At 45.1% G+C, this 26,543-nt stretch carries 24 protein-coding genes; 12 read left to right on the forward strand and 12 right to left on the reverse strand.

The features are described 5' to 3' along the window. Positions 1-136: 136 nt before the first annotated feature. Entirely contained in the window at positions 137-469 is a 333-nt protein-coding gene (gene grxD, locus OX890_RS14260; protein ID WP_011846572.1) for a Grx4 family monothiol glutaredoxin, read from the reverse strand. Between the two features lie 224 nt (positions 470-693). Here grxD and sodB point away from each other — a divergent pair, with 224 nt between their 5' ends. The 4 genes from sodB (at position 694) to OX890_RS14280 (ending at position 6,369) form a co-directional block, all read left to right on the forward strand. Continuing rightward, positions 694-1,278 carry a superoxide dismutase [Fe] gene (gene sodB / locus OX890_RS14265; protein WP_006081288.1) on the forward strand — a complete coding sequence of 195 codons (585 nt, stop codon included), beginning with the start codon at positions 694-696 and terminating at the stop codon, positions 1,276-1,278. A 285-nt stretch (positions 1,279-1,563) separates the two neighbouring features. Further along, a complete protein-coding gene (locus OX890_RS14270) occupies positions 1,564-3,498 on the forward strand; it encodes a PrkA family serine protein kinase (RefSeq protein WP_006081287.1) in 1,935 nt (644 codons plus the stop codon). 66 nt (positions 3,499-3,564) lie between these two features. After that, positions 3,565-4,833, forward strand: coding sequence for a YeaH/YhbH family protein (locus OX890_RS14275; RefSeq protein WP_006081286.1), 1,269 nt, complete (start codon positions 3,565-3,567; stop codon positions 4,831-4,833). Between the two features lie 9 nt (positions 4,834-4,842). Further along, positions 4,843-6,369 carry a SpoVR family protein gene (locus OX890_RS14280; protein WP_126492163.1) on the forward strand — a complete coding sequence of 509 codons (1,527 nt, stop codon included), beginning with the start codon at positions 4,843-4,845 and terminating at the stop codon, positions 6,367-6,369. A gap of 82 nt (positions 6,370-6,451) precedes the next feature. Here OX890_RS14280 and fadR read toward each other — a convergent pair whose 3' ends face one another. After that, positions 6,452-7,168, reverse strand: a complete 717-nt coding sequence (gene fadR, locus OX890_RS14285) for a fatty acid metabolism transcriptional regulator FadR (protein ID WP_006081284.1) — start codon at positions 7,166-7,168, stop codon at positions 6,452-6,454. Between the two features lie 301 nt (positions 7,169-7,469). On the opposite strand from fadR, the gene nhaB reads away from it, so the two are divergent. The 3 genes from nhaB (at position 7,470) to OX890_RS14300 (ending at position 12,501) form a co-directional block, all read left to right on the forward strand. Beyond that, positions 7,470-9,071, forward strand: a complete 1,602-nt coding sequence (gene nhaB, locus OX890_RS14290) for a sodium/proton antiporter NhaB (RefSeq protein ID WP_006081283.1) — start codon at positions 7,470-7,472, stop codon at positions 9,069-9,071. Between the two features lie 89 nt (positions 9,072-9,160). After that, complete coding sequence (dsbB, locus tag OX890_RS14295; protein ID WP_012587866.1) at positions 9,161-9,688, forward strand: disulfide bond formation protein DsbB; 528 nt, start codon at positions 9,161-9,163, stop codon at positions 9,686-9,688. Positions 9,689-9,870: 182 nt separating this feature from the next. Continuing rightward, positions 9,871-12,501, forward strand: a complete 2,631-nt coding sequence (locus OX890_RS14300; RefSeq protein WP_126492165.1) for a PAS domain-containing protein — start codon at positions 9,871-9,873, stop codon at positions 12,499-12,501. 10 nt (positions 12,502-12,511) lie between these two features. On the opposite strand, the gene OX890_RS14305 is transcribed toward OX890_RS14300, so the two are convergent. The 8 genes from OX890_RS14305 to OX890_RS14340 form a co-directional block, all read right to left on the reverse strand. Beyond that, a complete protein-coding gene (locus OX890_RS14305) occupies positions 12,512-12,874 on the reverse strand; it encodes an STAS/SEC14 domain-containing protein (protein ID WP_063883572.1) in 363 nt (120 codons plus the stop codon). Between the two features lie 482 nt (positions 12,875-13,356). Then, a complete protein-coding gene (locus tag OX890_RS14310) occupies positions 13,357-13,713 on the reverse strand; it encodes a DUF3802 family protein (protein WP_006081279.1) in 357 nt (118 codons plus the stop codon). Between the two features lie 176 nt (positions 13,714-13,889). Continuing rightward, the gene (locus OX890_RS14315; RefSeq protein WP_126492167.1) at positions 13,890-14,465 is read right to left on the reverse strand and encodes a YceI family protein; all 576 of its coding nucleotides are present in this window, start codon (positions 14,463-14,465) and stop codon (positions 13,890-13,892) included. Between the two features lie 155 nt (positions 14,466-14,620). Further along, positions 14,621-15,073, reverse strand: coding sequence for a YaiI/YqxD family protein (locus OX890_RS14320; RefSeq protein WP_012587870.1), 453 nt, complete (start codon positions 15,071-15,073; stop codon positions 14,621-14,623). A 73-nt stretch (positions 15,074-15,146) separates the two neighbouring features. Continuing rightward, on the reverse strand, positions 15,147-15,785 hold the full coding sequence (gene pdxH, locus OX890_RS14325) for a pyridoxamine 5'-phosphate oxidase (protein ID WP_006081276.1): 639 nt from the start codon (positions 15,783-15,785) through the stop codon (positions 15,147-15,149). A gap of 28 nt (positions 15,786-15,813) precedes the next feature. Continuing rightward, positions 15,814-16,755 (reverse strand): adenosylmethionine decarboxylase, encoded by a 942-nt coding sequence (locus tag OX890_RS14330; protein ID WP_126492169.1) that lies wholly within the window; start codon positions 16,753-16,755, stop codon positions 15,814-15,816. A gap of 163 nt (positions 16,756-16,918) precedes the next feature. Next, on the reverse strand, positions 16,919-18,832 hold the full coding sequence (gene speA / locus OX890_RS14335) for a biosynthetic arginine decarboxylase (RefSeq protein WP_126492171.1): 1,914 nt from the start codon (positions 18,830-18,832) through the stop codon (positions 16,919-16,921). Between the two features lie 488 nt (positions 18,833-19,320). Then, positions 19,321-19,473, reverse strand: coding sequence for a hypothetical protein (locus tag OX890_RS14340; protein WP_011846564.1), 153 nt, complete (start codon positions 19,471-19,473; stop codon positions 19,321-19,323). Between the two features lie 691 nt (positions 19,474-20,164). On the opposite strand from OX890_RS14340, the gene OX890_RS14345 reads away from it, so the two are divergent. The 5 genes from OX890_RS14345 (at position 20,165) to OX890_RS14365 (ending at position 24,347) form a co-directional block, all read left to right on the forward strand. Next, on the forward strand, positions 20,165-21,007 hold the full coding sequence (locus OX890_RS14345) for a CvfB family protein (protein ID WP_126492173.1): 843 nt from the start codon (positions 20,165-20,167) through the stop codon (positions 21,005-21,007). A gap of 133 nt (positions 21,008-21,140) precedes the next feature. Further along, entirely contained in the window at positions 21,141-21,812 is a 672-nt protein-coding gene (locus tag OX890_RS14350) for a YceH family protein (protein WP_126492175.1), read from the forward strand. Positions 21,813-22,050: 238 nt separating this feature from the next. After that, positions 22,051-22,881: an ABC transporter permease subunit gene (locus tag OX890_RS14355; protein ID WP_126492176.1), complete on the forward strand. Its 831-nt coding sequence runs from the start codon at positions 22,051-22,053 to the stop codon at positions 22,879-22,881. Beyond that, entirely contained in the window at positions 22,878-23,789 is a 912-nt protein-coding gene (locus OX890_RS14360) for an ABC transporter ATP-binding protein (protein WP_126492178.1), read from the forward strand. The genes OX890_RS14355 and OX890_RS14360 overlap by 4 nt, the downstream gene beginning before the upstream one ends. A gap of 282 nt (positions 23,790-24,071) precedes the next feature. After that, positions 24,072-24,347 (forward strand): HU family DNA-binding protein, encoded by a 276-nt coding sequence (locus OX890_RS14365; RefSeq protein WP_012587876.1) that lies wholly within the window; start codon positions 24,072-24,074, stop codon positions 24,345-24,347. A 173-nt stretch (positions 24,348-24,520) separates the two neighbouring features. Here the strand turns inward: OX890_RS14365 and bioD are convergent, their stop codons facing one another. Together bioD and OX890_RS14375 are read right to left on the reverse strand one after the other, a co-directional pair. Continuing rightward, the gene (bioD, locus tag OX890_RS14370) at positions 24,521-25,261 is read right to left on the reverse strand and encodes a dethiobiotin synthase (RefSeq protein WP_268649435.1); all 741 of its coding nucleotides are present in this window, start codon (positions 25,259-25,261) and stop codon (positions 24,521-24,523) included. Positions 25,262-25,439: 178 nt separating this feature from the next. Then, complete coding sequence (locus OX890_RS14375) at positions 25,440-26,543, reverse strand: methyltransferase domain-containing protein (protein WP_268649436.1); 1,104 nt, start codon at positions 26,541-26,543, stop codon at positions 25,440-25,442.

Here is a 26,543-nt window from a genome sequence, read left to right on the forward strand (position 1 = left end):
GAGTCGCCGTTTTATTGAAGTCTTTGTTGTAATGTTTTTTGTAGCGATAGCTCTTTGAAAAACAGCGACAAAAAAGCCGCCGTGATATTAATCATGGCGGCTTTTTCATTAATACTTATAAAAAAAGCATTAACGCTTATTCTTCAGTCTTGATCTTCGCGGCAGCGGCTTTAATCAAAGGTTGTAATTCGCCTTTTTGGAACATGTCCACCACGATATCACAGCCACCGATCAACTCACCTTCAATCCACAATTGTGGGAAAGTCGGCCAGTTAGCAAACTTAGGTAATTCTGCGCGAATGTCTGGATGCTGAAGAATATCCACGAATGCAAACTGCTCACCGCAGTTAATCATGATCTGAGCTACCTGTGACGAGAAGCCACAGCTAGGCAACTTAGGAGAACCTTTCATATAAACAATGATAGGGTTTTCCGTGATCTGCTGCTTAATTTTCTCTACTGTTTCCATTTTGATTCCTAAGTAGGATGACATTGACTCAATGCGACTATTGTACGTCAGCTAGAGGCAGAACAAAATCCCACAGTTTGTAAGGTTATGCCGACATTTGATTTTTCGATGGCGTCTATCTAGTCAATTAGCTAAACAATGATTCACATCACAAATTTTATCGGTACAATAGTCCTAAGTGAGCACGTTTAAAAACGATAACCTAAGACCATGGAGAGATACTAATGGCTTTCGAATTACCCGCATTACCATATGCAAAGAACGCACTAGAACCACACATTTCTCAAGAAACCATTGAATACCACTACGGCAAGCATCACAACACTTATGTTGTTAAGCTAAACGGCTTAATCGAAGGAACTGATTTCGCTGGTAAATCTTTAGAAGATATCATCAAAACTTCTACTGGCGGCGTATTCAACAACGCAGCTCAAGTGTGGAATCACACTTTCTACTGGAACTGCCTAGCACCAAACGCTGGCGGCGAGCCAACAGGCCCAGTTGCTGATGCAATCAATGCTGCTTTCGGTTCATTCGACGCATTTAAAGCACAATTTACTGATTCAGCAGTAAACAACTTCGGTAGCGCTTGGACATGGTTAGTGAAAAAAGCCGATGGCACACTTGCTATCGTCAACACTAGCAATGCTGCAACGCCACTGACTGACAGCTCAGTAACGCCAATCATGACAGTTGACGTGTGGGAACACGCTTACTACATCGATTACCGTAACGTGCGTCCTGACTACCTTGCCCACTTCTGGCAATTAGTTAACTGGGACTTCGTTAACCAAAACTTCGCTGGTTAATTCATTTAACCTAACGTTGTCACTGCTTGAATGAGCAGTGGGTTAATCCCAGTAAAAAGAGCCCTAGTGGCTCTTTTTTTATGCCCCTCGTTTGCCGTCCATCCCTTATCCCGCTGATTGCCCCACCGTAAACTACAAGTGCAATAATTGCGTTTGCAACTATTTGTTATTGTTTTATTTGATATTTTTTTGACACAGATAGTGAGTTTATGTCTAAGATTAGAGTAGGAGGCTGGCTAGCCAGTTATCCGTTCCATGACATCACTGGCGTTTCAGGGGGTTTATATGGGCATTTTCGAGCATTACCAAAAGCGCTACGAACAAAAACTCGATGAAGAATATTCTTTGCAAGAGTTTCTGGATATCTGCAAAGGAGATCGCAGCGCTTACATGTCAGCATCAGAGCGACTATTGCTTGCAATCGGTGAAGCAGAAGTCATTGATACCGCAAAAAATCCAACACTTAGCCGTATTTTTTCAAATCGACTTATTTCACGCTATCCCGCATTTAAAGATTTCTTCGGCATGGAAGATGCCATAGAGCAAATCGTGGCTTATCTAAAGCACTCGGCTCAAGGATTAGAAGAATCCAAACAAATTTTATACCTACTGGGCCCTGTGGGCGGCGGTAAGTCATCGCTCGCCGAAAAACTCAAAGCCCTGATGCAAAAAGTGCCCATTTATATTCTGAGCGCAAATGGGGTACGTAGCCCTGTCAACGATCATCCCTTCTGTCTATTCGATTTAGAAGAAGATGGTCAGCTGTTAAAAGATGAATTCAACATTCCCAACCGCTATCTCAAAACCATCATGTCGCCTTGGGCGGTAAAACGTCTGCATGAGTTTGGTGGTGATATCTCCAAATTTCGCGTGGTGAAAGTTTTTCCATCGATTCTGGACCAAGTGGCGATAGCGAAAACAGAACCCGGAGATGAAAACAATCAAGATATTTCATCTCTCGTCGGTAAAGTGGATATTCGTCAGCTCGAGCATTTCTCCCAAGATGATGCCGATGCTTACGCTTATTCGGGTGCATTGTGCCGCGCAAACCAAGGGGTGATGGAATTCGTCGAGATGTTTAAGGCACCGATTAAAGTGCTGCATCCACTACTAACTGCGACGCAAGAAGGCAACTATAACGGTACTGAAGGCCTATCGGCCCTGCCCTATAGCGGAATTATTCTGGCTCACTCAAACGAGTCCGAATGGTCAACCTTCAAAAATAACAAAAACAACGAAGCCTTCCTCGACCGTGTTTACATCGTCAAAGTGCCCTACTGTTTACGGGTTTCGGAAGAACTGCAAATCTATCAAAAACTGCTGATCAACTCTGAGTTATCAAAAGCGCCCTGCGCGCCAGGGACCTTAGAAACCCTAGCGCAATTTAGTGTGTTGTCGCGCATCAAGCCACCTGAAAACTCCTCCACCTACTCTAAGATGCGGGTGTATGACGGTGAAAGCCTGAAAGATACCGATCCTAAGGCTAAGTCTTACCAAGAATACCGTGATTACGCGGGTGTCGATGAAGGCATGAATGGGCTATCCACCCGTTTCGCCTTTAAGATTTTGTCGCGGGTATTTAACTTCGACCATTCAGAAATCGCCGCCAACCCAGTGCATTTATTCTATGTGCTCGAACGGCAAATTGAACAAGAACAGTTCCCCGGCGACACTGCCGAACGCTATCTGGAGTTTCTAAAAGGTTATTTGATCCCTAAATATGTGGAGTTTATCGGTAAAGAAATTCAAACCGCTTACTTAGAGTCTTACTCTGAATACGGCCAAAATATCTTCGACCGCTATGTCACCTACGCCGATTTTTGGATCCAAGATCAAGAATACCGCGATCCAGAAACAGGTCAGCTATTCGACCGCGCCGCCCTCAATGCTGAACTAGAGAAAATTGAGAAACCCGCGGGGATCAGCAATCCTAAAGATTTCCGTAATGAAATCGTCAACTTTGTACTGCGCGCCCGCGCGAACCATGAGGGTAATAATCCGCTCTGGACCAGCTACGAGAAACTACGCACTGTGATCGAGAAGAAAATGTTCTCCAACACAGAAGATTTACTGCCTGTTATTTCCTTTAACGCCAAAACATCGAACGACGATCAACGTAAACACGATGATTTCGTCAATCGCATGATGGAGAAAGGCTATACCAAGAAACAAGTCCGACTCTTGTCTGAGTGGTATTTACGGGTTCGTAAATCTTCTTAAACTTGCGCTAACTAAGTACAGGGCTTTGGTGTTGCCAAAGCCTTCGCTGGGTTTTGGGAGGTGCGTATGGCGAACTTTATCGATAGACGGTTGAATGCGAAAGGAAAAAGCACAGTCAACCGCCAACGCTTTATCAATAGATATAAGCAACAAATAAAAAAAGCCGTCAGCGATGCAGTGACTCGCCGCAGCGTAACGGATGTAGATAAAGGCGAAAAAATCAGTATCCCCACCCGGGATATCAGTGAACCTATGTTTCACCAAGGCAAAGGCGGTGTCAGGGACAGAGTGCATCCCGGTAATGACCAATTTACCCGTGGCGATAAAATTGACCGGCCACCTGGTGGCTCTGGCGGCGGTTCGGGCAAAGGTGAAGCCTCAAATTCGGGTGAAGGCGACGATGATTTTGTGTTCGAAATCTCTAAGGATGAGTATCTAGAATTACTGTTTGAGGACTTAGAACTCCCCAATCTACAAAAAAATCGCCTTAATAAACTGGTGGAATACCAAATCTACCGTGCGGGATTCACCAATGATGGCGTCCCCGCTAACATCAATATTGTCCGTTCATTACGTTCATCACTGGCACGTCGTATTGCGATGTCAGCCAGTAAAAAGAAATTGTTAAAAGAGTTAGAACAAGAACTTGCCGAGCTGGAAAATATTCCAGGCACTAAGGCCGAGTTGATTTTGGATTTAAAAGCCCAAATTGAGGAGTTAAAACAAAAGATTGCCAGAGTGCCGTTTATCGATACCTTCGATCTACGCTTTAATAACTATTCCAAAAGGGAAATCCCTTCTAGCCAAGCCGTGATGTTCTGCTTGATGGATGTGTCTGGTTCTATGGATCAGGCAACCAAAGATATGGCAAAACGCTTCTATATCTTGCTGTATCTGTTCCTCACCCGTACCTATAAAAATTTAGAAGTGGTCTACATTCGCCACCACACCCAAGCTAAAGAAGTCGATGAACACGAGTTCTTTTACTCCCAAGAAACGGGCGGCACCATAGTGTCCAGTGCATTGAAATTAATGCATGAAATTCAACAAGCCCGCTACCCCGCCGATGAGTGGAATATTTATGCAGCCCAAGCATCCGACGGTGATAACTGGGCTGACGATTCACCAACCTGTAGGCAATTGTTAGAACAAAAAATATTGCCACTGGTGCGCTACTACAGCTACATCGAAATCACCAATCGCGCCCATCAGACCTTGTGGCGTGAATATGAATCCCTGCAACAGCATTACGACAACATCGCCGTGCAGCACATACGTCAAGCCGAAGATATTTATCCTGTCTTTAGGGAGCTATTCAAGAAACAAGCGGTTTAAGGGGGCACTATGGGGATAACTAAATCAACACCTTGGACACCACTGAGCGATGGTCCCGACTGGAGCTTCGAGCTACTGCAGGACTACCTCAAGGAAATTGAACGGGTAGCAGCACTGTATAAGCTCAGCACTTACCCAAATCAAATTGAAGTCATCACCGCTGAGCAGATGATGGATGCTTATGCGGGCATAGGTATGCCCATTGGTTACACCCATTGGTCCTTTGGCAAACGTTTTATCGAAACCGAGCAAGGTTACAAGCGCGGCCAAATGGGGCTTGCCTACGAAATTGTGATTAATTCTAACCCCTGTATTGCCTACCTTATGGAGGAAAACACTATCACAATGCAGGCGCTGGTGATCGCCCACGCCTGTTTCGGACATAATAGCTTTTTTAAAAACAACTACTTATTTAAGACATGGACAGATGCCAGCTCGATTATTGACTACCTTGTTTTTGCCAAAAACTACATCAGTGATTGTGAGCAAAAACATGGCGTAGCACAGGTCGAAAGCGTCATCGACTCCTGCCATGCGCTAATGAACTACGGTGTCGATCGCTATAAACGTCCCTCTGAAATTTCATTCCGAGAAGAACAAGCAAGACAAAAAGATCGCGAGGCGTACCTTCAAAGCCAAGTGAATGATTTATGGCGCACCATTCCTACCCAGCAACATGAACAGTCACAATCGAAGAAACGTCGTTTCCCCGCAGAACCGCAGGAAAACATCTTATATTTCATCGAGAAAAATGCACCTTTACTGGAACCATGGCAAAGGGAAATTATCCGCATTGTACGTAAAATGGCGCAATATTTTTACCCGCAAAAACAAACTCAAGTGATGAATGAAGGCTGGGCCACCTTCTGGCACTACACTATTTTGAATCACTTATATGATGATGGCGTGGTCACTGACCGCTTCATGATCGAGTTTTTGCAAAGCCATACGGGCGTGGTTGCCCAACCCGACTACAACAGCCGCTATTACAGTGGCATCAATCCCTATGCTTTAGGTTTTGCGATGTTTACCGACATTCGGCGTATTTGTGAAAATCCGACCGATGAAGATAAAGCTTGGTTTCCCGACATCGCCGGCAGCAATTGGATTGAAACCTTACACTTTGCAATGCAAAACTTTAAAGACGAAAGTTTTATTAGCCAATATCTTTCACCAAAAGTTATCCGCCAATTTAAGTTGTTTGGTATCCATGATGATGAGAAACGCAATTATCTGTCGGTCTCGGCGATTCACGATGAACAAGGTTATCAAGATATTCGCCAGTTATTATCGCAGCAATATAACTTGTCGAATATTGAGCCGAATATCCAAGTGCATAATGTAGAGATCAACGGTGATAGATCCTTGACCTTACGTTATGTACCAAATAACGATATTCCCTTAGCCAGCAGCCATAAAGAAGTATTAAAGCATTTACATAGATTATGGGGTTTCACTGTCACCTTAGAGCAAAAAAATGAGGATGCGAGTGTAACCGTATTAGCATCCTGCCCTGAAGCGGCTAAACCAGAATAATAAACCGAATAAAAAAGCCGTTTCCATTGGAAACGGCTTTTATGTATTTATCGCTATTTTAATGCGACATCAATCGCAGCAATTAATTATCCTGTGCGATAGACGCGGGCATATCATCGCGTAATTGTAACCACATCTTACCGCTGTTCATGCCGTAGGTGCGCATCAGCGCAGGGACGTCGAGATAATTTTTCGCCTGAGCCAGTAGCTCTAACTCTTTGTAAAAGTTCAAAGCCAATAAACGTGCATCGGAACTGGTAAAATAATAGCGTCCGACTCTGCTATACAATCCCTTAAATCCATTTAATATCAATACGTAAAGTGGATTCCCTGAGGAAAAAGCTAAGGTGTGGTGCAATAAATAGTCAAATTCGGCATAGGATTCCGCCGTATCTTCAAGTTGGTGAATTTTGGCGAGCACATCCACAGCTGTATCTGGGTTATAACGCAAAGCACCGCGGAAATAGATAGCGCTAACGTTAGTACGGGCCGACAAAAGTTGGTCAACCAATACCGGAAATCCTTCGGGATTGAGATCGGCAATCGTCTCTAGAATGTTTAAGCCTGAGGTTTCCCAGAAGTTGTTAACTCGCGTTGGTTTACCGTGTTGGATTTTCAACCAACCGTCACGAGCCAAGCGCTGTAGCACTTCACGCAGAGTGGTGCGAGTCACACCTATCAATTCCGAAAGCTCACGTTCAGCCGGTAAAATGGACCCTGGTGGAAATTTATTATCCCAAATGGATCTCACAATATACTTCTCTGCAAAACTTGCAGGTCCTTTGGCATTGATAATCATCAGCCCACTTATCCAGTTGTTGTGCGTCGTAATGGTCACTGATCATACCAGAGCGGTAAAAAATGGAAACCATTCACTTAAATTCACTGTGTTATCGCCGTGTAAATGTCACACAATCGCTCAAAAAAACGACCAAGATCAAGGCAACAAACGTCAATTTTGCCGATTAGCTCCGCTTTTTGAAATGTGGGTATCAGTATCTCGTTACATTAGCTTTCTCTTTAGGCTAGACTGATTTAACAAACGCAGGTATTGATATTAAACACGTGCAATTTTTAACATAATTAGAAGAGAGGCTGCCATGCCGGCGACAATGAGTCAGGCGTTTATTGGGAACTTCTTAGGAAATTCTCCTAAGTGGTACAAAACCGCAATACTGTCATTTTTAATTATCAATCCACTACTCTTTTTCTATGTCGACCCCTTCGTGGCCGGCTGGGTATTGGTGCTTGAATTTATTTTTACCTTAGCAATGGCATTAAAATGTTATCCATTACAGCCTGGCGGATTATTAGCAATTGAAGCTGTCGCTATTGGCATGACATCGGCAAGCCAAGTCTTACATGAAATAGAAGCCAACCTCGAAGTATTATTACTCTTGGTGTTTATGGTCGCTGGTATTTATTTCATGAAGCAATTGCTGCTATTTGGCTTCACGAAAATTATTACCAAAGTGCGTTCTAAAGTTTTAGTGTCACTAATGTTTTGTTTGGCATCGGCGTTTTTATCTGCCTTCTTAGATGCGTTAACGGTTATTGCCGTGATTATCGCGGTCGCTGTGGGTTTCTATTCTATTTACCACAAGGTCGCTTCTGGAAAAGATTTCGGCGCCGATCACGATCATACCTCCGAAGGTAAAAATGCTGCGGGCGAAGATCAGTTAAACGAAGAAGAACTCGGTGCATTCCGTGGCTTCCTGCGTAATCTGTTAATGCATGCGGGTGTCGGTACTGCACTCGGCGGCGTATGTACTATGGTGGGCGAACCTCAAAACTTGATCATTGCTGCACAGGCCAATTGGCAGTTCGGTGAATTCGCCGTACGTATGTCACCTGTTACAGTCCCAGTATTGATTTCTGGCATCTTAACCTGCTACTTAGTTGAAAAATTTGGTATTTTTGGTTATGGCGCTAAATTGCCAACGGCCGTTCATCGGATCTTATGTGAATATGCCGCCCATGAAGATGCGCGCCGTACTAACAAAGACAACATGAAGTTAATCGTCCAAGCCCTAGTGGGTGTCTGGTTGATCGCAGGTCTTGCCTTGCATTTGGCTTCAGTGGGCTTAATTGGTCTTTCTGTGATTATTTTAACCACAGCCTTTAACGGCGTAACCGATGAGCATGCCCTCGGTAAAGCCTTCGAAGAAGCACTGCCTTTTACCGCATTATTAGCGGTGTTCTTTGCGGTTGTTGGCGTAATTATCGATCAACATTTATTCGCCCCCGTTATCCAATGGGCACTGGGTTATGAAGGCAATACCCAATTAGTGATTTTCTATATCGCCAACGGATTACTGTCTATGGTGAGTGATAACGTGTTCGTCGGCACTGTGTATATCAACGAAGTGAAGGCGGCATTAATTAACGGCCAAATCACCCGTGATCAATTCGACTTACTGGCCGTTGCGATTAATACCGGAACTAACTTACCTTCGGTGGCGACACCTAATGGTCAAGCGGCGTTCTTGTTCTTACTGACGTCAGCCTTAGCACCGCTGATCCGCTTATCCTATGGCAGAATGGTATGGATGGCATTGCCCTACACTATCGTGCTATCCATTGTGGGCGTTATGGCGATCCAAACCGGATTCTTAGAACAAGCCACACAATATTTCTATGATTCCCATACAATCATCCATCACAGTGCAAAAGAAGTGTTGGGCACAGTGTCTGGACATTAATCTTCTCTATTGACTGAACTTTATTAAATAAGTAGAGTCCAAAAAACGCCCCATGTCTGAGGGCGTTTTTTGTTGATATGGAGCTCACTTTGACTGTTATTACTCGCTTTGCCCATTCCCGTTCATCTTGGTTTATTCTCGCAGGCACAGCCTTAGGCTTAGAGTTAAGCGCACTGTATTTTCAACATATAATGAAACTCGACCCCTGTGTTATGTGTATTTATCAAAGACTTGCTGTCTTTGGTTTATTGGCAGCCGGCCTTATCGGCATGACGGCGCCAAAGTATCGCATCGTAAGGATTCTCGCGGCTATTGTTTGGGCAGTCAGTGCGACTTGGGGATTAAAGCTGGCGCTATCGCTGGTAGACATGCAAACCAACCCATCGCCGTTCTCAACATGTTCATTCTTACCTGAATTCCCAGCTTGGATGCCATTACACGAATGGTTCCCCTCCATTATGATGCCTACTGGCATGTGTACTGATGTGCCTTGGGTCTTTATGGGTGTAACCATGGCCGAATGGATGGTAGTCGCTTTCAGTGGCTTCTTAGTGGCTTGGTTACTCTTTATTGTGCCTATCCTGAGTGGTTCAAATAAACCTTCTCTTTATAAATAACGACTTTGAGATAAGGCAGGGATCAACCCTGCCTTTTTATTAGCGATTTTATTCACAGTTTACGACCTATCCCCGCCGCTAATCCCATTCAATCCCCGCAACTTAGACATATGCCAATAGCAAAACAGCGAGAACGCGCTACACTGGCTCAATGAAAAGTGGTGATTTGGAAACTGGTGATTATGGGAAAAAGTTCGACATCTGAGCCACACACTGCCTTAACCCAATGGCAAAACAGTTTGCCCTTCAAATTTAGCCTTATCCAACTCGTCATTGCCGCTATTTTGATTTGCAGCACAGCTTGGGTCATTCTGAGCATTCAGCGTCAACAAGTGCTTGATCAACAAGCCGTGTTAAACCAGAACTATGGCCAGTTAATCATCGCCAAACTGCAGGAAATGACTTCACAGGTCGAAACCGTTGTCGGCTCCATTTCCAGTATTGCAAAACTTTATCGCTATGATCATGAGCAACTGGTGAAAACCATCCCCAGCTTGCTGACGCTCGATAACCAGCAACGCATCATCTCTGGCGGTGGCGTCTGGCCGGAGCCCGGCGCGTTTAATCAGCAAAAATTTCGCGATAGCCTATTCTGGGCCCACAATGTAAACGACGAGTTAGTCGCGATTGATAGCTATAACAAGGACACGTTTCCTAGTTATCACACCGAAGAATGGTATCGCCCGACGCGCTATTTCCCTGCGGGCAAAATTTTCTGGTCAAAATCTTATTTCGATCCCACCACCCATGAGTCCATGATCACGGCCTCTGGTGCTATGTGGATGGACCATCAGTTTATTGGTGCCGCCACTGTGGATATCAGTTTAGAAAAGCTCAATGCCCTACTACGCAATGCTATGGTCGATGTCAGGGGTTATGTCATTGCCTTAGATCATCAAAATCAAGTACTCGCCTATCCCCATGGCAATAATAATCTTCAGTATCAAGCCAATACCAGCCACACCTTTGTCACTTTTAATCATCTCGTTGACCAGCAGCCAGACTTCAGCCGCATCGAAGCGGCATTACACAATACGGATAAAGCCTTTATCGAAGAAGCCGTGGCCGAGCGCGTCTTTACCCAAGAACAGATGCAACATTTGACCCGGCTAAGTCATCCAGATGAGCGCGACATGTTAGCCGCCATTGTAAATAACAATGCCTTAAACCATTTCACCACCCCAAAATTACTGACCTCATTGACCTTAGCCCATGATCCCATTTTAAAAACGGCGTCCCTGGTTTCGGTATTTTTGATGCCCAATACCTATTGGAAAGTGTTAGTTGTCACCCCGATTTCGCCGCTGCAAGATACCGCCAAACACTTAGTTGAAAAGGTTGGTATTTATTTAGTGTGCATCCAGCTTTTAGGCTTGATCCTCCTATTCTTACTCCAACATCGGCTGTTTATTACCCCGATTATTGAAATCGTCCAAGCCCTAAAGCGTAATGATTCCGCCTCTATCGAACTTAAAGCCAAAGACAGTCACGACGAAATTGGCTTATTAGCCAAGACATTCCTGTCGCGCACTCAACAACTTGAAGTGGCGATGGCAAGTTTAGATGCCAGTAATCTTGCCCTAGAGCAACAATTGCAGAGTCAGAACCTATTCCAACTTGAATTAAAGCGACATAAGGAACAACTAAGGGCTTTGCTGAAATTTTCCCAAAACCTTATCTATGTCAAAGATCTGCACGGTAAATATATTCTGGTGAATGACAAGTATTGTGAAATTTTAGGCATAGAACGCAGACGCATTATTGGCGCCTCGGATTTTGAGGTATTTCCCAGCCAATTTGCCCACGAGTATCAACAAAATGATCGGCGCGTACTGCACAATAACGAAGCCATTAATTTTGAAGAGGCCATCCCCTCGCCACTGGGGAATCTTATTTATATCGTGACCAAATTTAAGATAAAAGATGATGACGATACTGTGATTGCGGTCGGCGCTATCGCCTTTGATATCACGTTGAAAAAGATTAAAGAGCAAGAACAGGATAAATTACTCTTAGGGCAAGTCGAGACGCTCAATCATCTACAAGAGCAAGTTCGCCTTATCAATCAACATAATAATGAGCTTTACCAAGAGCAAGAAGCATTAACTAAAATGCTTGAGAAGCATCATCAACTCAATCTCAGCCGTGAACAAAGCCAACAGCTAATGCAAAACTTCTTAGCTGAAATGATGACGCAGATCATGCATGAGCAAGATCAGCTACTCGCCAAAGTTTGCCAACTGCAGCAAACGGACGAGGCAAATTACAGAACTCAGATCACCGAAATCATGGTAACTCAGGCAGAGAAATTACGGCATATTGCCCAGCTGCTGACCAATCATCAAAACGATATTCGCCCATTACATCTGGCGCAATTTATGCGCCATCTCTTAGGTTTGCTAAAAGTGCAATTAACGAAAGCAAACGTAGAGATAGTGCTCAATTGCGAGGAAAACATCATCATCGATGGCCCTGCTTGGCAATATCTGCAACTCTTCTATCGCTTAATCACTAACACTTTGAATCATGCTTTTAAGACTCACAACGAACAGCGTGAAATCACCATCGCCATCGACAAATCGAACGACGTGCTGCAGATCAGTATTATCGATAATGGCATTGGTATGACGGAGGCGCAGCTCACACAATTGCGGCAGGAACTGGAGCAAGAACTCTGCCTCGGAACCTTAACCTGCATCAATCTGTGGCTCAAAAACGATCTCAATGGCAGCCTGACCATCAGCAGCCAGTTAAACCAAGGCACACACATACAGTGTCATTGGCCGCTTAGTACAAGCTTCGCGTCACAATAAAGCAGACGGCTTACTGATCAAGCCATGCCTTAGCTTGGGTTTGCTCATCGGCAGCAAATACCTTTACAGGGCACGGCAGCATGCAGGCAAGCGCATTGACCATAGCGCTTGTTTGAGCTTGGTTAGCAATCATCACCACTCTTGAGAAATCACTTAAATGAAATAAACCAAGTACTGCATCGTCCCACAGGGCAGCGACGGATATGCCTTCAAATTCAGGGGCAAACTCGTACCAGAGGCGAATACTGGCGTGATCTTGCAGCTTAGCTTCAATGGCGGGAACTAGATAGCCTTCAACATCCTCATGGTTAACACGACCAGAAGCGACGACTGCCAATATATCATGGGCATGGCCCGAAGAGATCGTTAGCATTGAACACTCCTTATCAATACACGAAGGGGAAAATAGTTAAAGCTCACACACTAAAGATACACAGACAATGACATAAATGCTGGAAAAGAGAGTGGTTTATTTTACGCTAAGCCGATTTAGTCCTCACCACTCAAGTTTTAAAATCACTCGAGCTAAGTGTCAGCCAGCAGAAAAAGTCACAAAGCGAAGTGGCAATACAAGACTGAAAAGTGATGAAAAGTGATGAAAAGTAGAATAACTCGAAGGGAAACGGATAGCAGATATAGCCTCACACCAATTGTTTTAAGCTTAACGCTAACTCGCGCAGCGACTTAAGACTAGATTCAAGGTGAGGAAACACATGGCACTCAAGCGTGGCAATCAAGCGGCAAAAACATCACGGTTAAAATAGGCTGTTAACACTAACTGTTACAACGAGCTGAAATTACACCTTAATTTTAATGCCAGCACGCTTGCCACTCAAAGCTAGAGCGCCCTTCTGACTAGGCGCTGACTTGCTGTTTAGCGATTTCTTGATCGAACAAATTCTTAATTAAACCGGAAAATTCAGTAATAAATAACGTCTGCGCGGGCGTGGCTTTATGATTGGCAACCGAAGCTAAAATCTCTTCTAAATCATATACTATCGCATCCACTTCGCGGATAATCATGTTGCGCTGCGTGAAAGACAATGACGGATTTTGACCACACACCATAATGATCTGCGCCGACAATTGCTCTTCAAATAATTCCATCACAGTATCGTCTGAAATCACCTCAGAATTTGGTGTTTCAAATAAGCCAAGATGTTCAGTTAAATACTGGACCAAATGCATGTAACCATCTTTATCTGTGACCATTTTTTACCCTTTAAACTCATTAACTTAATATCTACTGTGGTGCTATTAATACCACAATCGGAAATATCAAAAAAGCCGAAAGTTCGGCTTCTCATCGAGATCCAGCATACGCCACTTATTCAACTCTAGCCTATCTTCGATAACCGACGTATTGATCTACACCAATCTTATTGAAGTTACTGAGTTAAGGTTAGTACAAATGACACAGGAACAGCTTGGCTAATGCTCGATAAACCCGCAATTTCACGTAATTTATCAATCCCAGCGACAAGATCAAACTCATTAGCATTCACAATTATCGGCTGAAAACTGTTCACTAACAGCTTGTTATCAGAAACTTTAGTGATAATAACCGAAAAAGTCTTAGTTTGCGATTTACCATGCAATGCAATTTTACCATCGATATCAACAACTTTAGTCTCGCCAACGCCAAGACCTTTTAGCATCTTAGTGTCAACATGAGACGACAGTTTGAGCTCAGGATATAAAGACACTTCAAACAATAAATTCTGCATCCGCTCATCGCGGACATCAATACCAGTGGCGACGCCAATTAACGGAATGGTTAATTCGAATTGACCATCATCTTTTAACGTACCTTTGAGTTGTTTAAAGTGATGGACTTCACCAATGTCACCTTTCTTTACCGAAATAAAACTGACTCGCGAATCTTGATCCATCACTTGCCATTGCGCGGCGCAGCTAAAACTGGCCATAGCCGATAAGGCGACAATTCCCATCCATTTTTTCATCGTATCTGTCCTCAAAGAGTGAGTTTAAAAGCCATGCAGTAAAGCAAATCGACATCTGCAGCAGGCGAAAATCCTGCCCAGTTAAACGTGACCCACATCACCTAACTTAAGCTAAAGATACTCTTTTTATCCATTAGCGACCAGTAAACTATGCTTCATACTCTAACTAGCCATTTATCTAAGCTATTGGCAAAAGCCTGTTTATCCGCTTGGGAAAACGAATCCGGCCCGCCGGTATGCACGCCAGAACCCCGCAAATCTTCCATAAAATCGCGCATCGTCAGCTTTTGTTTTATGTTATCGACGGTATAAAGCTCGCCGCGGGGATTGAGTGCCAAGGCGCCCTTTTCGATGATTAAAGCCGCTAAGGGAATGTCCGCGGTGATCACTAAATGTGTCGGCTCGACATGGTCGACAATGTATTGATCAGCCACATCAAAACCCGCACCGACACGAATTTGGCTAATATAAGGCGATGGAGGTATACGGATCATTTGATTGGCCACCAGCACCAGCGGCAAAGCTTTACGCTCCGCCGCGCGGAACAGGATTTCTTTAATGGGATTGGGGCATGCGTCCGCGTCAACCCAAATTTTATAATCACTCAATGTCTTTTAACTCTGTTGGTGTTAGGTTCACTGGCTCAATTATACACAGTGCTATGCCGTACTATTCGCCCTACTATGGCGCTAAACGATCGATTTCCCACTCAGCATCATGGCGAGTATAAATAAAGCGATCATGCAGCCTGTGTTCTCCACCCTGCCAAAATTCGATACTCGAAGGTCTGACTAAGTAACCACCCCAAAAACTGGGCAAAGGCACATCGCCCTTGGCGAACTTAGCCTTCATTTCGAAGAATTTACCTTCAAGTACTTGTCTCGCGCTGAGTTTACTCGACTGCTGCGACACCCAAGCGGCAATTTGACTGTCCTTAGGACGGGTCATAAAGTACTTAAGCACTTCGGCGGTAGACAGCGCCTGCGCTTCTCCGAGAACCGAGACTTGGCGCTCTAAAGGATGCCAAGGGAAATGCAAACTGACTTTATTATTGGCGGCTATCTGCTGGGCTTTGCGGCTGCCTAAGTTGGTAAAAAACACGAAGCCAGTGTCATCAAAACGCTTAAGTAACACTATCCGTTGAAAAGGTTGGCCGTGTTCGTCCACAGTCGCCACACACATGGCGGTTGGATCGCTAAGCTCAGCATCCCTCGCCTGCGTCATCCACAATTCAAACAAGTCCATCGGGTTTTGCGGTAAGTCGGCACGTCTTAAGCCGCCTTTAGCATACTCGCGGCGGATATCACTCAGATCTGTCATGGGTTTTCCTTAAGCAAATGCCAAAAATTTACATGAATTCAGGGATCAGCACTTCAGCCTCAAGCTGCTGATAGTGACTAAAACTAATGTCATAACCTTGCTCGGTCGTTAATGAGCCACGCCCTAAGCATAAATGGGCAGGAAATCCCTGCGTTAAGTCGTCGGTATTAAAGCGGATGGTGTCCCAGCTGACGGGAGAAAACAGCGCTAATAGCCGTCCCAAGAGATCTTGCGGATACTGGGCTAAATCAAGATTCGTTTCAAAGCTCACATAGGAACTGGCGCAGGCATTCTCGCTTTGAGGCGTGATATGCAAGGTGACATAATATTTGCCCCAGAGGCCATTCATCGAAAAACCTGAGGGGTCAAATAAATGGGCGTCAATCTCAAATTCGGGGAGTAAATCGTTAAGTTCGAGTGCGGCGCAAATTTCATCTTTGCGTTGCGAGCCACCATTTAGATAATCGGCTAACTTGCCACGAATGTGGTACATCAACAGCTCACTGGTTTGATCATCCTTTGGTACTCGATAATCACTGTCAGAGCAGAAAAAATAATGATGGTGACTGTCTAAATGCCCCACTCTCATTGCCTTACCCGCGATACGCTGACGCAACTTGCCAACATCATCGGCAAAACTGCTGGCTTGTAGGTGGGCTTGGTATTCGTTTTTACGCTGATAACTCACCAGCGCCATCGCAGATACGCCAAGCGCATCGATAAAATAACAAGCGGCATCCACTAAAGTGCTATTGCCGCAGGTGAGTATGACAAATCTGTCGTGCCACACGAATAAGCTGGATTCGCTCAACAGGTAGGCATCGCAGTCAGCATTACTTAACTGCGACAAAATCTCGGCATGGGCACAATTGACTAAGGCTGACCAAAAGCTCACATCGAGTTCGCGTAAATTCGGCGCAGACGCCACCACGATGATCTCAAGTTTCTTTTCTGAGCCTTCAAAAAACATCAAATCCTTAACCCCATTAAACGCTATGCGCCCTTGCTGTCGACATCCTTTATACCAATTTGGCTCCCACGAACGATAAATAAATATCGTCCAGAAAGCAAAAATCAGCCTAAGTTACCTTAGGCTGATTTATTTTAACACACTAGATCTTAAGAAAAATATCTTAAGAAAAATCTTCCAAGTAAGTGTAGCCTTTCAGGCCAACTTGCAGTTCTTCTAAAATTTGTGCGCGTTCATCTTCGGCAATATGCAGATTCACTAACTCTTCGTAAGTGCGCATAAAGGCCACTGCATCTAAGTTAACGTAACGCAATACATCAGCGACTGTATCACCCGCCAATACCGATTCAATATTAGTCACACCGTTATCTTCGATGCGAACAACTGCAGAGTTAGTATCACCAAACAGGTTATGCATATCACCCAAGATTTCTTGGTATGCGCCCACAAGGAAGAAACCAATCAGGTACGGGCTATCCGCACTCCAGGCTGGTACTGGCAATGTGGTTTCAATCCCTTGACCATCAACGTATTGATCAACAATACCGTCAGAGTCACAGGTAATATCGAGCATCACAGCACGGCGTTCAGGGGCTTTATCTAAACCCGATAACGGCAATACTGGGAACACTTGGTCAATACCCCAAGCATCCGGTAATGACTGGAATAATGAGAAGTTAACAAAGAACTTATCGGCTAACTTTTCATTGAGTTCATCAATGATAGGTCTGTGATAACGGTTCTTCGCACTCAATAGTCCTTGCACTTCATGGCACACACGCAGGTTAGCTTGTTCAGCCCAAGCACGTTCTGCCAAGCTCAATTGACCTAAAGCGAATAGCGAATGCGCTTCTTGTAAGTCACTTTGGCTATCGTGATAAATCTCAATCAAGGCACGTTGATCGGCGCGGCCGCTGATCTCTGACCATGAATGCCACATGTTATGCAATAACTGTGGTGACTCTTCCGCTGGCGGTTGAATATCTTCCGGCTGATAAGCTTCAGTACCGATAACATCGGTAATCAGCACAGCATGGTGCGCGGTTAAGTAACGGCCAGACTCTGAAATAATACGTGGCATAGGCTGCTCGTATTCATTACAGATGTCGGTCAATACGTTAACGATATTGTTGGCGTATTCGGTCAGGCCGTAGTTCATCGAGTTATTACTTTGGCTACGTGTGCCATCGTAATCCACCGCTAAACCACCACCGACGTCGAAGCAGTTAACGCTTGCGCCTAATGCACGTAATTCACAATAGAAACGACCCGCTTCACTCACACCTTGGCGAATATCACGGATGTTAGCGATTTGCGAACCTAAGTGGAAATGCAGCAATTGCAGCGAATCCAGCATATTGTTTTGCTTAAGTTGCTCTACAACCAGCAAAATTTGCGCAGCTGATAGACCGAACTTAGACTTCTCACCGCCGCTCGCCTGCCATTTGCCTTTGCCTTGGAACGCTAAACGCGCACGCAGACCTAAACGCGGTGTTACACCAAGACGTTTAGATTCCGCTAACACCATTTTCAGTTCAGACAGTTTTTCTAAAACGATGTAAACCTTGTGGCCTAACTTTTCACCAATCAATGCTAAACGGATATATTCATTATCTTTATAACCATTACATACAATGACTGAACTGGCTTTTTGCGCCATGGCTAACACAGCCATCAGCTCAGGCTTACTGCCTGCTTCTAAACCCAGTTGTGGTACTTCTTTTGATGCCTGACTCGCCAGGATCTCTTCCACCACAGTTTGCTGTTGGTTTACTTTAATGGGGTAAACCAGCAAATAGTCCGCCTGATACTCGTACTTCTGTATCGCTTGGTCGAATGCTTGGCACAAACTGTTCACTCTGTGGTGCAGGATCTGCGGAAAACGAACTAGTACAGGTAAAGCGACGCCCGCTTTAACCATGTCTTTGGCTAGCTCATTTAAGCCAATCTTGTAATCAGGATTTTTTGGGTCCGGTGACACTGTCACCTCACCGTGATCGCTGATCCCATAAAAACCTTGGCTCCAGTGAGTAACATTGTACCCAGCACGAGCATCATCAATAGACCAATCATTCATTATTATTTAGCCCGTCTATTAAAAAATGGGTTAAACGGTTATGACTTAATAGCACAACCGCCCGTTCGACAAACCCAGGCAAAGGGACACCTTACCTGACATACACGAAGGTGGGTTTCACCTTCTACTTAATGCCGCAACGTCACGCTAGTGTAAGTGACATTGCCGCGATTTTCATTAATAGCGCAAGAGACAACTCATCTTAGCGCGCTACATCCTATCATATTGACGGGAAAGCTGATTCCCTTACCCCAGTAAAGCTATCTTTACTTGCCCCACTTGTATCTATCTTGAGGCTAAAAGGGCGTTAATACCGCCAAAAAGCCGAATGAAGTCCTGAGTCGCATCCTTAAAACATCAAGCTAATAAGCAGCTTAAAGATGTTCGAAAGAAGTTAAGACCTTCAGAAACCGATAACACAAGTAGAAAACGAAAACCGATAACACCGAACTAGCGAAAACGCCAAACCAGCTTATCTCTAGGCAAGATTATTTTAACAGGGGACTATTGGCTTCTTCGCGGCCAGAATTGATGCGGATCAACGTGAGATGCTTAAGGCCAGTATCATCGTATGGCACGACAATCGAGCGTTGGCATTGTGACACTTTTAAGCAAAGTGCAAAAAATGGATGCTTGTGCATTAGCTAATAAAAACCCTCTTAACCCCATGTAACAGCTATAGATTGTTTGTTACACGGTTAATGACCAGTGAACCATAAACCTTTACTACTCACGTAATATTTGTAATGTCTCTAACGAGCGAAGTCGTTGAACGGCGCAATTAAACCGCGCAATGTCACAGAATGCAAGCAAGAATCTCATTTAATATTTTGCATTAAAATATAATAAACACTCGCTTAACAATCGCTCACCTTGCATTAGAGTTAAGCTGAATAATATTAGCCAGTTAGCGCATGAACGCCGTACTCGTCTGTTCAATATATTTTAATAGCCTTTGTAACTTTTTTGACATTTACCCCGGCAAATACCCCTGAATTTTGTGTGTAACTTTAGCCCCGTCCATGTGCTGCCATTGACTAAAGCCGAGCGCTCAATATCACTGTGCAAAATTCAGCATCAATAAGCCGTAAACCGAGCCGCAAATGCCGCCTCAAACTTAGACCCAATCCTAGATACAATACTAGATACAATCCTACTTACCAACATGGGTTCAGTACTGCCCACATTTCTAGCCATAATCCGACGTAAAAGAAGCGATGATTAATGGCTGAGTCGCCACTAAGATAAAACCCAAAGACAATAATGCTGCAGTTTCAGCCCCGAAGTGTATAATCGCAGCCGAATCACATTTAATTATGCACAGAGAGATCCATGGTACAGATAGGTAAAACCTGCAAACTTGAGGTTGTAAAACAAGTCAGCTTTGGCGTGTATTTAAACGCCCACGAATTAGGGCAAGTACTGCTGCCAAACAAAGTCACCCCCAAAGACTGCCAAGTCGGTGATCTGCTTGACGTGTTTCTGTATCTAGATTCTGAAGATATCGTGATAGCCACCACGCGCCGTCCATTGGCACAAGTAGGCGAATTTGCCTATTTAAAAGCCGTTGCAACCGGTCCTTATGGCGCCTTTTTAGACTGGGGCTTAGATAAAGACTTATTACTGCCATTTGGCGAGCAACACAAGCCTATCGAAGAAGGTCGCTCTTATCTGGTTTATGTGCACGCTAATCGTGCCGATGAACGCATCATGGCCTCATCAAAAATCGATAAGTTCCTCGATAAGACAGAGCAAGAGTACACAGTGGGTGAGCAGGTCGATTTATATATCGGCGGCACCACAGATTTAGGCTACAAAGCCATTATTAATCATGCCCATTGGGGCGTGATTTACGAAAACGAAGTGTTCCAAAAACTGCGTTTCGGCCAAAGACTCAAAGGTTTTATCAAACAAGTGCGCCGCGATGGCAAAATCGATCTTGTGCTGCAACAAGGCAGTAAACAAGAGTTAGACAAGCACGCCCATATTATCCTGATCAAACTCAAACAGGCTGGCGGCTTCTTAGCCCTGACCGATAAAACCGATGCTGAAATCATTTACGATCAGCTTGGTATGAGTAAAAAGGCCTTCAAAAAAGCCATAGGTGGCTTATTTAAGAATGGGCAACTGAGCATAGATAATGATGGTCTGCGTTTGACTGAAACCGCAGAATAATCAACTCTATTCAGGACTTAGCGTTAAAGTTGTACAGTTTGCCGCCACTAAGGCAGAGTTTGACTGACAACTCCTAGGATATTAAGCATGGCTCTGTTATAAACAAAGCCATGCTTTTTTCTTTGGAGCTTATATGGAACTCACGTTACACGAAGCCAGAGTCATCGGATGCCTGCTTGAGAAAGAAATCACCACCCCTGAGCAATATCCACTCTCGCTAAACTCTTTGACCTTAGCCTGCAATCAAAAAACCAGCCGCGAGCCGGTACTCGAACTCAGCGAAACCCAAGTGCAAATCGCCGTTGACTCCCTTAATCGAAAACGTTTGATCAGCGAACAGTCGGGATTTGGCAGCCGCGTCGTTAAATACAAGCACAGATTCTGCAATACCGAATTCAGTGAACTTCAACTCTCCCCCGCCGCACTCGCCATCGTCTGTTTGTTGCTATTACGTGGCCCACAAACGCCGGGAGAACTGCGCACCCGCAGTAATCGCCTACACGAGTTTAAAGACGTGATCGAAGTGGAAGATTGCATCCGCCAATTGATGAGCCGCGAAAAACCTTTCTTAAAACAATTGCCCAGAGAAGCCGGCCGCCGCGAATCCCGTTATGTGGAATTATTCTCTGCAGCCTCATCGCAACTCGAAACTGCGCAGCCCGAAAGTGCGAGCCATACCGTCGCCCATGTCGCTGTGTCTTTGGATGCTGAGCCGCTTGAATTGACCAAAAGAGTGACCGAGCTTGAGCGACAAGTGGCTGAACTGACGCAAAAACTTGATGAGTTAATTGCCTCGTTGAGCTAATCACCTTTTAAAGAGAATCAAAGCGTTGTTTAACTCGCTTTTAATGCTGGAACCTAGTCTGTATGTTATAGCAAGATGTTTTGATCATATGTTTGAGAGCATCAATAGGAAGTCGAAAACCGATTGAATACAGTGCCATTTGGGCAAAATGGCACTTATGGACTAATTCACTGTCTACCCAAGGGTGAGAAACTTAACTGCCCCAGAATCATAGCGCCAAGAATAATAGAGACAGCACATGACCAATAATCCACCAAGCAGTTTCAACAACATACTTATCATCGCCATGTTTGAACTGCGCAAATTTTTATTTAATACCCGAGGGATCATCGCCTTGGTCGCCTTTGGTTTAGTGTGGGGCGTACTCCTGCTTTATCCCATTCAAAGCGCATCGGCGATGTTATTACAGCCGAATGTGAAAGATGTCATCGACAGCTTATTTGGTGCCAATACCCTCAATGTGCTCTTTGAGTGGCCCGTGGCCGAAATGGCGGTGTTTTGGTGCTTTGCGCTGTATTTGTTCCCTATGTTCAGCATTTTGATCGCCGCCGATCAGTTCTCCTCCGATAAAACCCGTGGCACACTGCGTTTTTTAACCATACGCACTAGCCGTGACAGCTTATTGTTCGGGCGTTTTCTCGGCCAAATCCTGATCCAAGGCTTGCTGATCCTATTAACGATTATCGCCACTGTCGCCCTCGCGCTTAGCCGTGACAGCCAGCTCTTTTTGCCGGCGTTAAGCTCTGGCGCCTTAGTTGGCCTTAACCTCATCATAGTGATCTTGCCCTATACGGCAGTGATGACGTTATTGTCCCTGTATGCGCGCACGGCACGCCAAGCTATGGTGTTTGCGACCATTTTATGGACAGTGATTTCCATCGCCATCATGGTGTTAGGCAGCAAATCTAGCGTATTGGCTCAGCTGCAATGGGTATTACCCGGAGCCCAGCTGTCAGACATGCTCAATACTAATGGGCTCAACAGCTTAGCTTATGCCCCTATTCCACTGTTCCAAACCGCTGCGGCCCTCTTGCTCGGCAGAATTTATATGCAAAGGAGCTCGCTATGAGTCTGATCCAATGCCAAGGGCTGTCGCAACTTTACGGCAGCAAAAAGGCGCTGAATGATGTTAACTTCAGCCTAGAAGCAGGTGCGCCCATCGCCCTTGTCGGTCCAAATGGCGCGGGTAAAACCACGCTTTTTAGCCTGTTATGCGGCTATTTGTCGCCAAGTGCAGGGACGATAACCCTGCTCGGTGAAGCGCCTAATAGCCCTAAACTTTTAGGCAAAATTGCCGCCTTACCCCAAGATGCGGTGCTCGATCCCAATTTAACCATTATTAGCCAGTTAAGCTTTTTCGCGCGTCTACAGGGCATGGGCGTAGAACAAGCCAGACAAGAGGCCATTCGCGTATTGACCTTAGTCGATTTGGCGGATGTCGCCGAGCAAAAACCACCAAGCCTCAGCCACGGTATGAGTAAACGCGTATCGATTGCACAGGCGCTAATCGGCTCGCCAGAGTTAGTGCTATTGGATGAGCCGACCGCGGGGCTCGATCCTGCCAACGCGAAAAAAGTCCGCGAACTGGTCAAAGCCTTATCGCCCACCACGACTTTTATGATCAGCTCCCATAATCTCGATGAGCTCGAAAAGCTGTGCGATCAGGTGTTGTATTTAGATAAGGGGCAACTGAGCCAAGCCGTGTCTATGCATGCATCGACCGACAGCGATTACCTGACGTTAACCATGCAAAGCTGTGACAGTGATTTGCTGCAAGCGGAAGTGGCGAAACTGGCGGGCGTGGTGAACGTCAGCTCAAAACAGAGCAAGGTGTTTATTATTCAGCTCACAAAGGATGAAGAAAAAGCACAGAGCAGTGATATTGAAATGCGCCTATTTACCCTGTTTAACCAACATAAGTGGCAATACAAGATGCTGCTGAAAGGTCGTACCTTAGAAGAAACGCTCTTTTCATAGGGCGAGCTTTAAAAAGTTGGTATCTCATCAGCCAGTTGTTGAATAGTGTTACTCATGGCTTAAGCGCAACACGCCTTGCGCTTAAGCCTTTTAACTCAGCCTTTAGGCCACTCAATACTGACAAACTGCTGCTCACTTTCGCAACGCTCAGCCACCAAAAGCATCACAAGTCTGTCAATAAAACACCAATCAACCGCGCTAAGCTAGCTATGACTTTCAATCTTAAGGCGAGCTTGTTATAACTCCCCTTCGATTGAACCTAAGCTGACTTCAGAGGTTTCTATGAACAAAGCACAACTTATCCAACGCATTGCCGCCGAGCTCAACGCATCGCAAGCGAGCACTAAACCTGTGGTTGAGCAGATATTGCAACAGATCCACGTCGCCTTAAGCGAAGGCGAGAAAATTTTCCTGCCGCAATTTGGCACCTTTGAACTGAGATACCATGTCGCTAAAACGGGCCGAAATCCACAAACGGGCGAAGCTATAGAAATCGACGGCTACAATCAGCCCAGCTTTAAAGCCTCAACGGCATTGAAGCAACAGATCAATAGCTGATAGCACTCTTAGCTTTAATGTGTAATCACTCATTTGCGAACATTAATCAGTAGCCTTGATATAAATAAGCCTCAACGTAATGTGAGGCTTATTTTTTTGTCTAAAGACATTAGCGGTAACGCTTAGATGAAAGCATTAAGCCGCTCAGCGGCTAAACATTAGTTAGGCACTGCCTATGCATTAGCCTCAACGCTTTGAAAAAGCGGCGAAGTATTAAGGTAATCGGCGGCATTTTCTGCACTGGGATCATCAAGAAAAGGCACACTGCCGAGGAAAGGCGCTGACATCATAGCTTTAAGGCTCGTCAGATTCTCCGCAAACATACTCATGTTCGGGTCGACACAATTGGCGACCCAACCTGCAATCTTAAGCCCATCGGCCAGTATTGCCTCTTGAGTGAGCAGTGCGTGATTTAAGCAACCGAGCTTCATGCCTACCACGAGTATCACTGGCAGTTCTAATCTCTGTACCACTTCCGATAAATATCGGCCCTCGCCTAAGGGCAAACGCCAACCACCCGCGCCCTCAATCAAACAAAAATCAGCTTGAGTAAATGCCGCTAAATCCAAACTTTCGATAATGGCTTCAGGTGCTAAGCTCACGCCCACTTGGGCGGCAGCAATATGCGGCGCAATCGCAGGTTCAAAGGTAAAAGGATTAATGACAGGATAAGTAAGTTTCAGCGACGATGAAGTCATCAACTGCAACGCATCGGCATTACGTAAGCCTTCGGAGGTTTGTGCGCAGCCAGAAGCGATGGGCTTAACACCTAAGGTAGACAGCGTGTTAGACGCTAAAATACTCACAGCCGAGTCAGCACTGGCGCTCGCGCCCAAACGGTTCACCGCGGTTAACAGCGCCGATGAGACCAAGGTTTTACCACTGTCGGTATCTGTACCTGTTACAAAAAACATATTAGATCCTTATCTGTCGCTATTGAGTGCACTTTTGTGAAGTGCACTCTCCATAAAGCTAAAACGCAAACCTGTAGACCTTTAAATCCACAAGTCCACAAATCAAAGTCCCTATCGCTAATCAATGCTAAGTGTGTGCGCATGAATATTGTTGTAGCTAAAACATAGTGTGAAACTTTTACATCCCGCGCCGAGCACGTATCTGCACTATCTGGTAGGTTAACGGCAAACCTTGGGGTACACGTAAGGATTCGGCTTTGGCCTGCAATGCCTGCCAATCTTGGCGACCACGCAGCCGCGGGGCTAATTCTGCAGCGGCTATTGCGCCAGCAACCTCTCCTGCTGACTGAATAGTTAAACTATCTAAACTGATTGAATTGGCTGAACTGATTGAACTAGTTGAATGGGTTGCACTGGCCGATTGCACCGAGGCACCCACCCCTTTGATGGAATAGAGCAATGCTTTGAGAGTATCAAAATGCACTGTCATAGGAATGAGCTGCACCTCTAAGAACTGCCATGTATCGAGTTTAAATGCCGCTTTTAGCGCCTCCAGCGTCGAAAAGTCATTTACTCTTAAGCCTAATTCGGCCAATTGATTCAGACTCCCCTGCGCCACTAAGCTCAAATGACACTCGCCATTCGGCTTGAGTACCCGTACCATTTCGGCTACCGCGGCGGGAAAATTCGCACACCACTGCAAAGCCAGATTCGAATAAATCACATCAATGCAACCATCGACAAAGGGTAAACACTCGGCATCGGCACAAACGCCGTGATAATCGGGATAAGTTTGTTTTAGTTTGTGTAGCATGCCAAGGGCGATATCCACGGCAAACACAGTTGTCGGTGGATTTTGCATCGAACCATGCTCAGAGTGACAACCTGATTGATGTTCAGAGTGATACGCCGAAAAATCGGTCCCAGGGCCTGCGCCAATATCTAACAGATGACCTTGGGCGGTAAACTCACTGAGTAAACTGGCGGCGCTCAGACGCTGTAACTGATTATGGTCTTGATAACTATGGGCCGCTGCGGAGAATCGTTCAGCAATCTGAGCACCGTGAACATTGGATTCTTTGTCAATTGCTCGTTTTCCAATAGCTGGTTTTTCAAAAGCTTGTTTTTCAATCGTTTTTTTTTCAAAAGCTTGCATTACAGCAGATTCGCTCACATTCAACTCGTGAAATGTTGACCCGCAAGAGTTGGGCTCACTAGATTTGAGCGCGTTAGAGCTTAGTTCACTCGCGTTGGGCTTGCTGGATTTAATCGGGCTTGGCAT

Source organism: Shewanella sp. DAU305 (assembly GCF_026802235.1).
Taxonomy (GTDB): Bacteria; Pseudomonadota; Gammaproteobacteria; order Enterobacterales; family Shewanellaceae; genus Shewanella; species Shewanella baltica.